We start from the raw sequence: 16,530 nt of genomic DNA on the forward strand, positions 1-16,530 counted from the left end.
TCGGAATTGTTTTTCAGTGCGAAATAACTAACCCAATGATTTTGTCACCGACACGTATCAAATGGCGCTAAAATGACGAAATATTACGTTTAAAACTATTCTGAACTATCAGTAATGTCACGATAAATTATCAGCTTACTTATTGTAATCATTGCTATCTGCGACAAGCAATCCAGATAAAGTGTAGATGCTTTCTGAAAATAGGGTCGTATATGACAATAGAAATATTCGGGCTAAAAGAGGCGTTTGTTGATCACTGGCGGTGTATCACCAGGCGGTGGGTTTAGATTGCTGCAAATTCCTGGCAACGCTGTAAAAGAGCGAAATGCATCATACAAGTAAGGGAAGGTTGCCGGTCAGGAGTGAAGGGCCGTGACGAGACGGCCCTTTAACAGAGAGATAAAGCTTAGAGCCCGGCAGCCTCACGCAGTTGTTCAGCTTTGTCGGTTTTCTCCCATGGAAATGCGTCGCGACCAAAGTGGCCATAGGCGGCCGTGGCACGATATATCGGATGCAGCAGATCCATCATCTTGATAAGTCCATACGGACGCAGATCGAAGAATTCACGTACCAACAAGGTCAGCTGCTCATTTGGAAGTTTTCCGGTACCGAAAGTTTCAACCATGATGGACGTTGGTTCTGCTACGCCGATGGCGTAAGAAACCTGAATTTCACAGCGTTCGGCCAGGCCAGCGGCGACAATATTTTTCGCCACGTAACGTGCTGCGTAGGCTGCGGAGCGGTCAACTTTAGACGGATCTTTACCGGAAAAGGCACCGCCGCCGTGACGCGCCATACCGCCGTAAGTATCAACGATAATTTTACGTCCGGTCAGACCACAGTCGCCCATTGGACCGCCGATAACAAAGCGACCCGTTGGGTTAATATGATATTTCGTTGCCGCATTAATCCATTCAGCTGGTAGAACTGGCTTGATAATTTCTTCCATTACGGCTTCTTGCAGCGCTTTCTGGCTTATTTCTTCAGCATGTTGGGTTGAAAGCACAACAGCGTCAATACCAACGATTTTGTTGTCATTATACTGGAAGGTAATCTGGCTTTTGGCGTCAGGACGAAGCCAGGGCAGGGTGCCATTTTTGCGTACTTCAGCCTGACGCTGTACCAGACGATGGGCATAGGTGATCGGGGCCGGCATCAGTACGTCAGTTTCATCTGTGGCATAACCAAACATCAGACCCTGATCGCCTGCACCCTGTTCCAGCGGATCGGCACGATCTACGCCCTGATTGATATCCGGTGACTGTTTACCGATGGCATTCAGTACCGCGCAGGAGTTGGCGTCGAAGCCCATATCAGAATGTACATAACCGATTTCACGCACGGTATTACGGACGATTTCTTCAATGTCGACCCATGCGGTAGTGGTAATTTCGCCCCCCACCAGCACCATACCCGTTTTGACGTAAGTTTCGCAGGCCACGCGGGCTTTGGGATCCTGCGCCAGAATGGCATCCAGCACAGCATCGGAAATCTGATCGGCGATTTTATCGGGGTGCCCCTCTGATACGGACTCTGAGGTGAAAAGATGTTTAGCCATTAATTCTTTACCTTGCTTAAACGGGTGATAAATAGACTGCACGGCAAATGGCAAGATGCCAATGCCCCCTAAGGCAAAGCCAGCAGCAGTACCAATTCAAAACACGCAGAGATTAACCAATATGGACGGATTAACTTCCGGACGGCTATTTTAAATGACCCGGTTAGTTTAATGCCAGCATTTTTTCTGGCGCAATCGTAACCCGATGAGTCTGAAAGGATGTTTTTCCCTACGGATGCGGAGGGCATATTTTGCTTTTGCAATTTAATATCGCTCGCGGTATAAACGCCGCAGTCTTGCGGCGTATACAGAGTTCCGCAGTCTTACGCTGGCATATCCAGCCAGTTTTCACCCGTTTACAGACCGCATACCCCGCCGTGTGTGGAGGTGATAAATAGAATGAAGCAAGCGCTTTCTCTTTTGGACCGTTACACCGACCGGCTCTGTATTGCTCTTCCTTTGTTGTTCTCTGATTGTCTCTCAGGTAATTTGCACTCTGCATTGATGCGGCGGGCTCGACGCGCGCAGGCTAATATTTGCCTGGTTTTAGCTGCAATATTCATGAAATAGCCTAAACCTGGAGTATTTCCGATAGGCTTTCCTGACGGCTCCACCGAGTCTGATGACGTGTTTTATAATAAGATAAGAGGTTCGTGATGTCTGACGAAATAAAGAATATTAAGCGTTTGTCAGCTGGCGAACAGGGTGAACTCCGCTCAATGCAGGAGGTAGCGATGAACGATGAAGGTGCCAGCAGAATGCTCAGAACTTACAACATAGCCTGGTGGGGTAACAACTATTATGACGTTAATGAGCTGGGGCATATCAGCGTTTGCCCCGATCCGGATGTGCCGGAAGCACGCGTTGACCTGGCTAAACTGGTAAAAGAGCGTGAGGCCCAGGGGCAGCGTCTGCCAGCACTGTTTTGCTTTCCGCAAATTTTGCAGCATCGTCTTCGCTCAATTAACCTGGCTTTTAAGCGCGCGCGTGAATCTTACGGCTATCGCGGCGATTATTTTTTGGTGTACCCCATTAAGGTTAACCAGCATAAGCGCGTGATCGAAGCGCTGATTAATTCCGGTGAGCCGCTTGGGCTGGAGGCGGGTTCTAAAGCTGAGTTGATGGCCGTGCTGGCGCATGCTGGTATGACTCGCTCGGTAATTGTTTGTAATGGCTACAAAGATCGTGAATATATCCGCCTAGCACTGATAGGCGAAAAGATGGGACACAAAGTCTATCTGGTGCTGGAAAAAATGACCGAGGTTCAGCTGGTACTTGACGAGGCTGAGAGGCTGAACGTGGTACCGCGCCTGGGTATTCGTGCGCGCCTTGCTTCACAAGGTTCCGGTAAATGGCAGTCCAGCGGCGGCGAAAAATCGAAATTTGGGTTGTCCGCCACCCAGGTATTACAGTTAGTAGATATTATGCGTCAGGCCGGGCGCCTGGAGAGCTTGCAGCTGCTGCATTTTCATCTGGGATCGCAAATGGCGAATATTCGGGATATCGCCACCGGCGTGCGCGAATCTGCCCGTTTTTACGTCGAGCTGGCGAAACTGGGGGTTAATATCCAGTGTTTTGATGTTGGTGGCGGTCTGGGCGTTGACTACGAGGGAACGCGCTCTCAGTCTGATTGCTCGGTCAATTATGGCCTGAACGAATATGCCAATAACGTTATCTGGGCTATCGGTGATGCCTGTGAAGAGCACGGTCTGCCGCATCCGACGGTGATTACGGAGTCTGGTCGTGCGGTTACCGCTCATCATACGGTGCTGGTTTCCAATATCATTGGTGTTGAGCGCAATGAGTTCAGCACGCCGCAGGCACCAAACGAGGATGCGCCACGCCCGATGCTGAGCATGTGGGACACCTGGCAAGAAATGCACGAGCCTAATAATCGCCGCTCGCTGCGAGAATGGTTGCATGACAGCCAGATGGATTTGTTTGATATTCATACCGGCTACTCGCAGGGGCACTACGATTTGTTGCAGCGCGCATGGGCTGAGCAGCTTTATCTCAGTATCTGTAGTTACATTCAGCATCATCTTGACCCCAGTAATCGTGCACACCGCCCGATAATTGATGAGTTACAGGAACGTATGGCGGACAAGATGTACGTCAATTTCTCCCTGTTTCAGTCGATGCCGGATGCCTGGGGGATCGATCAGCTATTCCCGGTGATGCCGCTGGAGGGGCTGAACAAGCCGCCGGAGCGCCGTGCGGTACTGCTGGATATTACTTGTGACTCTGACGGAGCGATTGATCACTATGTTGATGGTGACGGCATTGCTACCACTATGCCAATGCCAGAATATGACCCACAAAATCCGCCCATGGTTGGTTTTTTTATGGTCGGCGCTTATCAGGAAATTCTTGGCAACATGCACAACCTGTTCGGCGATACTGAAGCCGTGGACGTATTTGCTTTTCAGGATGGTAGCCTGGAAGTGCAGATTTCCGATGAGGGTGACACAGTTGCCGATATGCTGGAATACGTTCAGTTGAGGCCTGATGAGTTATTGACCCACTTCCGTAACCAGATAAAACAAACCGATCTTGATGAGGAGCTACGCGCTCAATTTCTTGATGAATTTGAAAGCGGTTTATACGGCTATACCTATCTGGAAGACGAGTAACTGTCTGCAAGGGGCCACGCTAACGGCCCCGTCATTTTTACCTCTCTTAATCCCTGAACTCCTTAACCCTGGCCTCGCTGAACGACATAGCCAGATATGCGTGACTGCCCGGCTGCATCTGCGCATTTTTATCGATGCTGTCGCACCGCTCGCCGTGGAGATAAGGGGAGAGCACGCGAAATGAAGAGACAGGATACGCGTTTTTCCCCCTGTAGTTTGTTGAGACAATCCGTATAGGCATTCCACGTCACAGATTTAGCGCTTCGCTCCATGTACATCCAGCCCTGGTTTCATGTACATTGTTGAACGACCTTCTGTAGCTTTGCCTGATAATTATCTGATATCAATAAGTTAAGGACGGCGAAGCGATAAATCTGACCGGGAGTTATAAATGTCATCTCGTAGAGAGCTTGCCAACGCTATTCGTGCATTAAGTATGGACGCTGTTCAGAAAGCCAAATCTGGCCATCCGGGTGCCCCGATGGGTATGGCGGATATCGCTGAAGTACTATGGCGTGATTTTCTCAATCATAATCCTGTCAATCCGCACTGGGCCAATCGTGACCGCTTTGTGCTGTCCAATGGCCACGGTTCAATGCTGATATACAGCCTGCTGCATCTCACTGGCTATGATCTGCCGATCAAAGAGCTGGAAAATTTCCGTCAGCTTCATTCCAGAACGCCGGGTCATCCTGAATACGGCTATACACCGGGTGTAGAAACCACTACCGGCCCGTTAGGGCAGGGCGTTGCTAACGCGGTGGGTATGGCGATTGCTGAGCGTACGCTGGCCGCGCAGTTCAATCGTCCTCAGCATGAAATTGTCGATCACCATACTTATGTTTTCCTGGGTGATGGCTGCATGATGGAGGGTATTTCCCATGAGGTGTGCTCGTTAGCGGGTACGCTGAAACTGGGCAAACTTATCGCTTTCTACGATGATAACGGCATCTCGATTGACGGGCACACCGACGGTTGGTTTACTGACGATACCGCGAAGCGCTTTGAATCCTATCACTGGCATGTCATCAGGAATGTTGACGGTCACGATGCGGCCGCCATTAAAAAAGCGATAGAGGAAGCGAAGGCCGTAACTGATAAGCCAGCGCTCATCATGTGTAAAACGGTTATCGGCTTCGGTTCACCCAACAAAGCCGGCACCCATGATTCCCACGGCGCGCCGCTGGGCGATGATGAAATAGCGCTGACGCGTAAACAGCTGGGGTGGAACTACGGGCCGTTTGAAATCCCGTCTGAAATCTATGCTCAGTGGGATGCCAAAGAGGCTGGTCAGGCGAAAGAGTCCGACTGGGACACCCGCTTTGCCGCCTATGCCGGAGCTTACCCGGAACTGGCCGCTGAGTTTACACGTCGTACCAGCAATCAATTGCCTGATAACTGGCAGGCCGAGTCGCAGAAATTCATCGAGCAAATGCAGGCTAATCCGGCGAAAATCGCCAGCCGTAAAGCGTCGCAGAATATCATTGAGGCCTTTGGTAAAATTCTGCCGGAGTATTTAGGCGGCTCTGCCGATCTGGCACCGAGTAACCTTACCATGTGGTCAGGCTCGAAACCGATAAATGTCGATGCAGCCGGTAACTATATTCATTACGGCGTGCGCGAATTTGGTATGACCGCTATCGCCAATGGTATCGCCTTACATGGCGGCTTCCTGCCCTATACGGCGACCTTCCTGATGTTTGTCGAATACGCCCGTAACGCGGTGCGCATGGCGGCGCTGATGAAGATCCGCCAGGTGATGGTGTATACCCACGATTCGATCGGCCTTGGTGAAGATGGTCCAACGCACCAGCCGGTGGAGCAGCTTGCCAGTCTGCGCGTGACGCCAAATATGAGCACCTGGCGCCCGTGCGATCAGGTTGAGTCGGCTGTTGCATGGAAATACGCGATTGAACGTCATGATGGCCCGACAGCGCTGATTTTCTCCCGTCAGAATCTCGCACAGCAACCACGTACCCCAGCTCAGTTGTCTGATGTGGCGCGCGGCGGCTATGTGCTGAAAGATTGCGAGAGCCAACCGCAGCTGATCCTTATCGCCACCGGTTCTGAAGTAGAGCTGGCAGTCGCGGCAGCGGAAAAATTAAGCGGTGAGGGCGTTAAAGTACGCGTTGTTTCCATGCCGTCTACTGATGCCTTTGACAAGCAGGATGCTGCTTACCGGGAGTCCGTGCTGCCGAAAGCCGTCAGCGCCCGCGTAGCAATTGAAGCTGGCATTGCCGATTACTGGTACAAATATACCGGCCTCGAGGGTGCGGTAGTTGGCATGACGACTTTTGGCGAATCGGCACCGGCTGGAAATCTGTTTGAACAGTTCGGCTTCACTGTGGATAACGTCGTCGCACAGGCAAAAGCTGTTTTATAGTATTGGCGGTAGCTTAAATTCGTTGATGAGAGAAGGAGATCAGCAGTTCTCCTTCTCGATTAGCTGGATTACTTTTGTGATAGAGATCTAATTATTGTCGGGCTTTTGACCACAACCATTCCAGTTATTCCTTAATTCTTTTATTATTGCTGAACCGTTTCAGTAATAGGTTTTACTGATTATGTTGAGGCATTATCTGAGCGCTTTCAGGTAAAAATTACTGTACAAATAGTGATGGTGGCTTCAGTCTTAGGCAGCATAATGACTCGGTGGAATTGGCAGGAGCGGTATGACAGTTAGGATTGCCATCAATGGGTTTGGCCGTATTGGGCGTAACGTACTGCGTGCGCTTTATGAGACTGGCCGCCGTGCTGAAATTAGCGTTGTCGCTATTAACGAATTAGCCGACTCAGCAGGAATGGCGCATTTACTAAAGTACGATACGAGTCACGGCCGCTTTGCCTTTGATGTGCGCCAGGAGCGCGACATGTTGCAGGTCGGCGATGATGCTATCCGTATTCTTCATCAGCAGGAAATTGCTCAGCTGCCCTGGAAAGAGCTCCAAGTTGATGTCGTGCTTGATTGTACCGGCGTGTTTGGCAGCCGGGCAGATGGCGAGTCTCATCTACAGGCCGGAGCGAAAAAGGTTCTGTTTTCGCATCCTGGCGCGAACAATCTGGATGCGACGGTGGTCTTTGGTGTTAATCATTTACAGCTGCAGCCAACGCATCACATCGTTTCAAATGCCTCTTGTACCACTAACTGCATTATTCCTATTATCAAGCTACTTGATGACGCCTTCTGCATTGAATCAGGTACCGTGACGACCATTCATTCGGCGATGCATGATCAGCAGGTGATCGATGCTTATCACAAGGATTTGCGGCGAACACGTGCGGCGAGTCAGTCAATCATTCCGGTGGATACGCGTCTGGCGGCGGGTATTGCCCGCATATTCCCTAAATTTAGCGAATGTTTTGAAGCGATTGCCGTACGTGTGCCGACGATAAATGTGACGGCTATTGACCTGAGCGTGAGCGTGAAAAAAGAGGTGCAGGCCTGTGAGGTCAATCAATTACTGCGTGGTGCGGCGCAGGGAGCATTTAGTGGTATAGTCGACTATACCGAATTGCCGTTAGTCTCAATTGATTTTAACCATGATCCGCACAGTGCCATTGTGGACGGTACGCAAACGCGGGTCAGCGGAGGGCGCCTGATTAAAACGTTAGTCTGGTGCGACAACGAATGGGGCTTTGCTAACCGGATGATCGACACGACGTTAGCAATGGCATCCAGTGGTTTCAGGTAAGGCGCGGTCTGCGTCTGCGAACATTGAAGAGAATCAACGAGAGGGTTCACTATGTCTGTTATTAAGATGAACGAACTGGATTTGGCTGGTAAACGGGTACTTATCCGCGCCGATCTTAACGTGCCGGTTAAAGACGGAAAAGTAACGTCTGATGCACGTATACGCGCCTCGCTGCCAACGATTGAAGCGGCGCTTAAGCAGGGTGCAAAAGTGATGGTCACATCCCACCTGGGTCGTCCGACCGAAGGTGAATACAACGAAGAATTCTCTTTGCTGCCGGTTGTTAACCACCTGAAAAGCAAACTCTCAGCGCCAGTACGCCTGGCGAAAGATTATCTCAATGGCGTAGACGTTGCCGAAGGTGAACTGGTCGTGCTGGAAAACGTCCGCTTCAACAAAGGCGAGAAGAAAGATGATGAAGCGCTTGCTAAACAGTACGCAGCGCTATGCGATATTTTTGTTATGGACGCTTTCGGCACCGCGCATCGTGCCCAGGCTTCGACGCATGGCGTTGGCAAATTTGCGCCGGTGGCCTGCGCCGGACCGCTATTGGCCGCTGAGCTTGAAGCGCTGGGCAAAGCGTTGTCCAATCCGGCGCGCCCGATGGTCGCGGTGGTGGGTGGATCTAAGGTTTCCACTAAATTTGACGTACTAAATTCACTGGTAAAAATTGCCGATACGGTGATTGTCGGCGGCGGTATCGCAAATACCTTCGTGGCGATTGATAATAATGTGGGCAAATCCCTGTATGAGCCGGATTTTGTTGACGCCGCGAAAAAGCTTCGTGATGAGTACCATATTCCCGTTCCTACGGATTCTCGTGTTGGCACGGAATTCTCTGAAACTGCGCCATCGACCGTGAAAAAAGTTAGCGAAGTCGCTGATAACGAAGAGATCATGGACTTCGGCGATGAAACCGCGCTGGCGATGGCTAAATTGCTGAAAGAAGCTAAAACTATTCTGTGGAATGGTCCGGTGGGGGTATTTGAGTTTCCTAATTTCCGCAAAGGCACTGAGATAGTGGCTAAGGCAATTGCCGAAAGCAATGCATTTTCAATCGCTGGTGGTGGTGATACCCTGGCTGCCATCGATATCTTTGGTATTGAAGATAAAATCTCTTATATCTCAACCGGCGGCGGTGCATTTCTTGAGTTTGTGGAAGGTAAAAAGCTGCCGGCTGTGGCGATGCTTGAAGAGCGCGCTAAGTAATAAAAATATTGAGGATGGGCGTTACCGCCCTCTTTGTCCGCCCCAGGGGCGAAATGTAAAGACCCGATAACTTTCGGTTGCTACTGAAAGAAAAAGGGGATTCAGGACCGACGAAACAGGACACAAGAACATGTCTAAAATTTTTGATTTCGTAAAACCAGGCGTTGTCACCGGTGATGACGTACAGAAAATTTTTCAGGTAGCAAAAGAAAATAAATTCGCTCTGCCAGCAGTTAACTGTGTCGGCACGGATTCTATCAATGCGGTGCTGGAAGCAGCAGCGAAAGTCAAAGCACCCGTGATCGTGCAGTTCTCAAACGGCGGGGCAGCGTTTATCGCCGGTAAAGGCTATAAATCTGACAAACCGCAGGCCGCGTCAATCCTCGGCGCGATTTCAGGTGCTAAGCATGTTCATCTGATGGCCGAACAATACGGCGTACCGGTTATCCTGCACACCGACCATTGTGCTAAAAAATTGCTACCGTGGATCGACGGTCTGTTGGATGCAGGCGAGGAGCATTTCAAAGCAACCGGTAAACCACTGTTCTCTTCTCACATGATCGACCTGTCAGAAGAGTCACTGGAAGAAAACATCGAGCTGTGCGGAAAGTATCTGAAACGCATGGCAAAACTGAATATGACGCTGGAAATTGAACTGGGCGTTACCGGTGGCGAAGAAGACGGTGTCGATAATTCTCACGTTGACAGCTCTGCGCTTTACTCTCAGCCTGAAGATGTTGACTACGCTTACACTAAACTGAACGCTATCAGCCCGCGTTTTACCATTGCGGCTTCATTTGGTAACGTTCACGGCGTTTATAAGCCGGGTAACGTCAAGCTGACGCCAACTATCCTGCGTGATTCACAGGAATATGTTTGCAAAAAACATAACCTGCCACATAACGCGCTTAACTTTGTATTCCACGGCGGTTCTGGCTCCTCAGCTGCTGAGATCAAAGAGTCTATCAGCTACGGTGTGGTTAAAATGAACATCGATACCGATACCCAGTGGGCAGCCTGGGACGGCATACTGCAGTATTACAAGCAGAAAGAAGGCTATCTACAGGCTCAGTTGGGTAACCCGGAAGGTCCGGATAGTCCGAACAAAAAATACTACGATCCGCGCGTCTGGCTGCGTCATGCTCAGTCTTCAATTGTGACGCGTCTGGAGCAGGCCTTCAGAGAGCTGAACGCGGTCGACGTACTGTAAAGTATCAGTTTGGTTTTACGACGGCCCGCCATTGCGCGGGCTTTTTTATGTATTGAAATCGTGAGCGGTCGAATATTCAACAATCACCAGGATTAAAAGGCACTCACTCTGGCAGAATTATCTATTTGTGCTTAGGCTTAAACAGGTTTAACTCTAACCATCTCATTAATTGGCATATTATCCCTGCGGGAATACAACCAGGATTCAAAAATGAATGATTTAAACGTTGTTGGCAGTCTTAACCATGCCGGTGGCTGGCTGGTGCGCAATCAGGCATTACTGCTGAGCTTTGCCGTCAATATCCTCGCGGCGATTGCCATTATCATTGTCGGGATGATCGTTGCGCGTCTCGTTTCTAACGGTATCAGTAAGCTGCTGATGACGCGCAACGTCGATAAAACTGTTGCTGATTTTCTCTCTGCATTGGTGCGCTACGGCATTATCGCTTTTACGCTAATCGCCGCGCTGGGGCGGATTGGTGTGCAGACGACATCGGTTATCGCCGTATTGGGTGCTGCGGGTCTGGCCGTGGGTCTCGCGCTGCAAGGCTCCCTTTCCAACTTTGCTGCCGGGGTATTGCTGGTGACCTTTCGACCATTTCGCACCGGTGAGTATGTTGACCTGGGCGGCGTGGCAGGCACCGTCATTAACGTACAAATTTTCTCGACTACTTTGAAAATGTCAGATGCGAAAATCGTGGTGGTGCCAAACGGAAAAATTATTGCTAATAATATTGTCAACTACTCTCGCGAACCGGCACGGCGCAACGAATTTATTATTGGTGTTGCTTACGAAGCCGATGTCGATGAGGTCATTGAGTTGCTGCGCAGTGTAGTTGAAGCTGATGAGCGCGTTTTACAGGATATGGGTATCCAGATCGGTCTGAATGAGCTGGCAGCTTCATCACTGAACTTCGTGGTGCGCTGTTGGAGTAAAAGCAACGATCTGCAGGCGGTCTACTGGGATCTGCTGAAAAACTTCAAACGTGCTCTCGATGCAAGGAATATTGGTATTCCCTATCCACAGATGGATGTGCATTTGTACCACACGAGAGGTGAGGTAGATGGGCAAATTACGGATCAAAGCCAGAATAAAACCGAAATTGGAGCAGAAAAAACACGCTGATCAACCTTAGCATTTACCTTCATTAAACGGGCGCTTTGGCGCCCTTTCTACTTCAAGCAGGGTTTTTATTAACGATTCTAATGTTAGATTAATAATTTCAATTTTATCTTATGATGATATCGACTTAGACTGCTCCCGCCGATAAATTTGTAAGGAATATGTATGCTATCCGTTTATTTTCAAGGGATTATGTTGGGCGCTGCATTAATTCTTCCGCTTGGTCCCCAAAATGCATTTGTCATGAATCAGGGGATCCGCCGCCAGTATCATTTAATGACGGCCAGCCTCTGTACGCTAAGCGATATTGTGCTGATTTGCGCGGGTGTTTTCGGCGGCAGCGCGTTGCTCAGCCGTTCGACCATGCTGCTGGCTTTAATTACCTGGGGCGGAGTTGCTTTTCTAATATGGTACGGCTGGGGGGCGTTGCGGACCGCTTTTAGCCGCGAGATTGAAATGCTACAGGTTAAGTCTCTGCGCCAGAGCCGCTGGCGCATTATCGTAACGATGATGGCGGTAACCTGGCTGAATCCTCATGTCTATCTGGATACCTTCGTGGTGCTGGGTAGTCTGGGAGGCCAGTTGCCCCCAGCACAGCGTACCTGGTTTGCTATGGGGACAATTAGCGCCTCGGTGTTGTGGTTTTTCGGTCTGGCATTGCTGGCTGCAAGACTGGCACCTTGTCTGACTTCTCAGCGAGCCCAGCGCATAATTAACCTGCTGGTTGGTGCCATTATGTGGTTCATTGCCTTTCGTCTTGGTCAGCAGGGAATGTCGATGCTGTGAATGCGGAGTAATGCCCAAACTTTGTATGCGGCATTAATTCAGAGCATCACCCATACTGTATAAGTGGCTGCAGTGCCAAACTTAACGGCCACCGTGATTGATAATTCTCTTTCTGGAGGCTCTGAGTGAAAATGAAAACGCTGTCATGTGCCACTATTCTGGTTATGAACATCATGCCTGCTATTGGCCTGGCAGGCGAGCTGCCAAATGGCCCCCATCTCGTGACTTCCGGGTATGCAAGCGTTGATGCCACACCGGATATCGCGACATTGACAATTGAAGTGAGCGTATCGGCCAAAGAGGCGGCAGAAGCTAAGAAGCAAGCCGATTTGCGCATGCAGCAATATTTTGATTTGCTGAAACAGCAAGGAATTGATAATAAAGATATCGATGCGGCTAATCTGCGCACTCAGCCGGAATACGATTACCTCAAGGATGGTAGATCACAGCTAAAAGGCTATCAGGCGGAGCGCCAGGTGCGTGTGACCTTGCGTCAGCTGGATAAGCTCAATAATCTGTTGGATAGTGCACTGAAATCCGGCCTGAATGAAATTCGGGCTGTAGATCTTGGCGTTGCCAACCCAAAACAGTATCGCGATAAAGCCCGTGCAGAAGCCATTAACAATGCCACTGAGCAGGCTGGTGAGTTGACGAAAGGTTTTCATGTTAAGCTTGGACCGGTCTATAGCATTCGCTATCACGTAGCAAACTATCAGCCGGTACCAATGACGCGCATGTTAAAAATGGCGGATTCCGCTGCGGTGACCTCTGCGGCACAAACCTATGAGCAGCAAAGTATTCACTTTGATGATCAGGTAGAGGTAGTATTTGAACTGAATAATCAGTAACCAACTAAAGGCCAGTGTGAAATGCGCTGGTCTTTACGCTAAGCAGAGAGCGAAGGGGCCGTCAGGCACCTTTTTCTATCAGTCACCACTCTGACGCAGCTGGCGATGACCATACTCAACCAGCGCATCAGTCACCTGGCGCATCAGGCGGCTTTCAGGCGCAAAACGATGCCAGTAAAGCATTCTGCGTTGATAAAGACCCGGCGTCAGGTCGATGAGTTCGCCGCAAGCCAGCTCTTTTTCAATTTGCAGATGGGGGATCATGCTGCAGGTTGTTCCCTGCCGGGCCAGCTGAACAAAGGCTTCAGATGAGTTAACGATGTGGCAGGGAACGCTGCCGGGAGACAAATCGAAGTTCTGCTGCAAAAAAGCCTGATGCATATCGTCGAGATGATCGAAAGCAACGACCGGCGCTTTCAGCAGCGCTGAGCGGGTGACGCCGTTGGGAAAGTAGCGGGCGGCAAATTCCGGCGAGCTGACGAACAGATAATCCAGCGCCCCAAGCTGGCTGACCAGGCAGCTTGGGAGTGGCTGAGGCTGAATACTGACTGCGCCAACGACTTCGCCCCTGCGTAGTCGCTCCTGGGTGCGACTTTCATCTTCTACCTGTAAATTAAGCCTGATGGGGGCGCTGCGCAGCACATTTTTGAGTGCCGGTAGCAGCCAGGTCGCCAGGCTATCAGCATTCACGGCCAGCGACAGCAGCAGCGGCCTGGTACCGCTGCCGTTTTCATCTCCCAGCCACTCTTCTTCCAGCAGCTCAACCTGATGCAGTAACGCCAGTAGCTTTTGCCCTTGTTCTGTAGGGCGGGGGGGGATGGTACGAACCAACAAGGGCTGACCAAACATGGTCTCCAGCTGCTTAATACGCTGTGATACGGCTGACTGGGTGATACACAGCTTTTGCGCCGCGCGTTCAAACCCGCGTTCACGAATGACAGCATCCAGCGCCTGAAGCGTTCGATAATCCGGGCGTTTCATGAGGTAATAGTTTCTCCTTCAGGTGGGATCTGGCAAAACAATTTATCACTATGCCATAGTTTTTTATTTTTTTTAGAATAAAGGGTTTTTATTTCTTATTGAGCGACAGGCGAGTGGCGTAACAGGCATTTAGTGTTATCAGACGGGTAATTTGATGCGGGCTTCTTTATACTGATACCACTTTTACTGGGCAGCATGGTGTAAATGATGATGATGCAGGATGAACTGAAAAAAGCTGTCGGCTGGGCCGCACTGGATTATGTCACCCCCGGTACGATCGTGGGTGTTGGTACAGGCAGCACGGCTGCGCATTTTATTGATGCGCTGGGGTCAATAAAACATCAGATCGAGGGGGCAGTTTCCAGCTCCGAGGCTTCAACCGAGAAACTAAAAAGCCTGGGTATTCCTGTATTCGATCTCAACAGTGTGGATCGGCTGGCGATTTATGTTGACGGTGCTGACGAAATCAACGATCAGATGCAAATGATCAAAGGCGGTGGTGCGGCATTAACCCGCGAAAAGATCATTGCCGCAGTTGCCGATAAATTTATCTGTATTGCTGATGCGTCAAAACAGGTGCAAGTACTGGGTAAGTTTCCGCTGCCGGTTGAAGTTATTTCCATGGCGCGCTCTTATGTTGCGAGGGAGTTGGTCAAGCTTGGCGGCTTGCCTGAATACCGTCAGCATGTGGTAACAGATAATGGGAACGTTATCCTGGACGTGCATAATCTGAGCATCATCGATCCTTGTGCGCTGGAGATTGCGATTAATGCTTTGCCTGGCGTGGTCACCGTTGGGCTGTTCGCCACGCGTGCCGCTGATGTGGCGTTGATCGGTAGCGCTGATGGCGTAAAGACTCTTACTCAATGACCTTATCCGCTTTGTGTCAAATTGTAGGATTTCTGCGAGGATTGTATTCGGCGCTTTTTTTTGCAAAAAAAAGATATTCTAATTGCCGGGCATATTTTGGTGACTTATGTCACAACCAGGCTTTTCCCAGTGGGTAATTTCTGCCAGTAGCCTTGAAATTATCATTATCTGTTGTTCACGGTCTTAATCTGAGTGCTTCTTACTGGTACGACAGGCATGCGACCATATTGATGACAGCGAAAATTTTGTTATTTTGACAGAAGGCGAGGATTTATTATTGCGGTTATTTAATTTAATAAATTGCCGGATGAGGCCAGCACTCTTTTTTTGCAGTCAGCTTATAGGGTTGGGAAATGGCAAAAGTATCACTGGATAAAGACAAAATTAAATTTCTGCTGGTGGAAGGGGTTCATACCAGTGCGCTGGACAGTCTGCGTGCAGCAGGATATACAAACATTGAATTTCATAAAGGCGCGCTCGACAGCGAAGCGCTTAAGTCGGCGGTGCGGGATGCGCACTTTATTGGCATTCGTTCGCGAACTCAGCTGAGCGAAGAGATATTTGCCGCCGCGGAGAAGCTGGTGGCGGTGGGTTGCTTCTGTATCGGAACCAATCAGGTCGATCTTGATGCGGCGGCAAAACGGGGTATCCCGGTATTCAACGCCCCTTTTTCCAATACCCGTTCGGTGGCTGAACTTGTCATCGGCGAGCTGCTATTGATGCTGCGCGGCATTCCTGAAGCGAACGCTAAAGCGCACCGTGGCATCTGGAATAAGCAGGCGGTAGGGTCGTATGAAGCGCGCGGGAAAAAGCTTGGCATCATTGGCTATGGCCACATCGGTATGCAGCTCGGGGTACTGGCAGAATCATTAGGGATGCACGTTTTCTTTTTCGATATCGAAAACAAGCTGCCGCTGGGTAATGCCACCCAGGTTCAGCACCTGTCCGACTTATTAACTATGAGCGATGTGGTCAGTCTGCACGTGCCGGAAACGCCATCGACGCAAAACATGATCGCTGCTCAGGAACTGGCGATGATTAAGCCCGGTGCGCTGCTGATTAACGCATCTCGCGGCACTGTGGTAGATATTCCCGCACTCTGCCAGGCGCTGGCGAGTAAGCATCTTTCTGGTGCGGCGATTGACGTATTTCCTGTCGAACCTGCTACCAACAGCGATCCGTTTAATTCGCCACTGTGCGAATTTGATAACGTCCTGTTGACGCCGCACGTTGGCGGTTCAACCCAGGAAGCCCAGGAAAATATTGGCTTTGAGGTGGCCGGTAAGCTGTCCAAATACTCTGACAACGGCTCAACGCTTTCCGCCGTCAACTTTCCGGAAGTTTCTTTGCCGATGCACGGTGAGTCCGTCAGCAGGCTATTACATATCCATGAAAACCGGCCCGGTGTGTTGACAGCCATTAACCAAATTTTTGCCGAACAGGGCATTAATATCGCCGCACAGTACTTGCAGACCAGCCCACTGATGGGCTACGTCGTTATTGATATTGATGCAGAAGAGGAGCAGGCAGAAAAAGCGATCAAGCTGATGAAAGCTATCCCCGGTACCATCAGAGCCCGACTGCTTTATTAAGTTAAAACAGCCAGACTGCAACGGCAGTC

The 16,530-nt window shown here is 50.2% G+C and carries 12 protein-coding genes; 10 read left to right on the top strand and 2 right to left on the bottom strand.

Going from position 1 to position 16,530, the window contains the following annotated elements:
• Nucleotides 1–406: 406 nt before the first annotated feature.
• Complete coding sequence (metK, locus tag BM191_RS04635; protein ID WP_092875628.1) at nucleotides 407–1,558, bottom strand: methionine adenosyltransferase; 1,152 nt, start codon at nucleotides 1,556–1,558, stop codon at nucleotides 407–409.
• A gap of 656 nt (nucleotides 1,559–2,214) precedes the next feature.
• Between metK and speA the strand changes: the two genes are divergently transcribed.
• The 8 genes from speA (at nucleotide 2,215) to BM191_RS04675 (ending at nucleotide 13,058) form a co-directional block, all read left to right on the top strand.
• Nucleotides 2,215–4,191: a biosynthetic arginine decarboxylase gene (gene speA, locus BM191_RS04640; RefSeq protein ID WP_092875630.1), complete on the top strand. Its 1,977-nt coding sequence runs from the start codon at nucleotides 2,215–2,217 to the stop codon at nucleotides 4,189–4,191.
• Nucleotides 4,192–4,582: 391 nt separating this feature from the next.
• Nucleotides 4,583–6,574 (top strand): transketolase, encoded by a 1,992-nt coding sequence (gene tkt / locus BM191_RS04645; protein ID WP_092875632.1) that lies wholly within the window; start codon nucleotides 4,583–4,585, stop codon nucleotides 6,572–6,574.
• Between the two features lie 289 nt (nucleotides 6,575–6,863).
• The gene (epd, locus tag BM191_RS04650; protein WP_092875634.1) at nucleotides 6,864–7,883 is read left to right on the top strand and encodes an erythrose-4-phosphate dehydrogenase; all 1,020 of its coding nucleotides are present in this window, start codon (nucleotides 6,864–6,866) and stop codon (nucleotides 7,881–7,883) included.
• A gap of 51 nt (nucleotides 7,884–7,934) precedes the next feature.
• Nucleotides 7,935–9,092, top strand: a complete 1,158-nt coding sequence (gene pgk / locus BM191_RS04655; protein ID WP_092875637.1) for a phosphoglycerate kinase — start codon at nucleotides 7,935–7,937, stop codon at nucleotides 9,090–9,092.
• 130 nt (nucleotides 9,093–9,222) lie between these two features.
• On the top strand, nucleotides 9,223–10,302 hold the full coding sequence (gene fbaA / locus BM191_RS04660; RefSeq protein ID WP_092875639.1) for a class II fructose-bisphosphate aldolase: 1,080 nt from the start codon (nucleotides 9,223–9,225) through the stop codon (nucleotides 10,300–10,302).
• 210 nt (nucleotides 10,303–10,512) lie between these two features.
• On the top strand, nucleotides 10,513–11,427 hold the full coding sequence (mscS, locus tag BM191_RS04665) for a small-conductance mechanosensitive channel MscS (protein ID WP_092875641.1): 915 nt from the start codon (nucleotides 10,513–10,515) through the stop codon (nucleotides 11,425–11,427).
• Nucleotides 11,428–11,589: 162 nt separating this feature from the next.
• Nucleotides 11,590–12,210, top strand: a complete 621-nt coding sequence (gene argO / locus BM191_RS04670; protein ID WP_092875643.1) for an arginine exporter ArgO — start codon at nucleotides 11,590–11,592, stop codon at nucleotides 12,208–12,210.
• Nucleotides 12,211–12,341: 131 nt separating this feature from the next.
• Nucleotides 12,342–13,058, top strand: a complete 717-nt coding sequence (locus tag BM191_RS04675; protein WP_407927857.1) for an oxidative stress defense protein — start codon at nucleotides 12,342–12,344, stop codon at nucleotides 13,056–13,058.
• A gap of 78 nt (nucleotides 13,059–13,136) precedes the next feature.
• Here BM191_RS04675 and BM191_RS04680 read toward each other — a convergent pair whose 3' ends face one another.
• On the bottom strand, nucleotides 13,137–14,039 hold the full coding sequence (locus BM191_RS04680; protein ID WP_092875647.1) for a LysR family transcriptional regulator ArgP: 903 nt from the start codon (nucleotides 14,037–14,039) through the stop codon (nucleotides 13,137–13,139).
• Nucleotides 14,040–14,249: 210 nt separating this feature from the next.
• On the opposite strand from BM191_RS04680, the gene rpiA reads away from it, so the two are divergent.
• Nucleotides 14,250–14,909: a ribose-5-phosphate isomerase RpiA gene (gene rpiA, locus BM191_RS04685; protein WP_092876161.1), complete on the top strand. Its 660-nt coding sequence runs from the start codon at nucleotides 14,250–14,252 to the stop codon at nucleotides 14,907–14,909.
• 353 nt (nucleotides 14,910–15,262) lie between these two features.
• Entirely contained in the window at nucleotides 15,263–16,501 is a 1,239-nt protein-coding gene (gene serA / locus BM191_RS04690; protein WP_092875649.1) for a phosphoglycerate dehydrogenase, read from the top strand.
• Nucleotides 16,502–16,530 lie beyond the last annotated feature (29 nt).

The organism is Izhakiella capsodis, assembly GCF_900115045.1.
Classification (GTDB): Bacteria; Pseudomonadota; Gammaproteobacteria; order Enterobacterales; family Enterobacteriaceae; genus Izhakiella; species Izhakiella capsodis.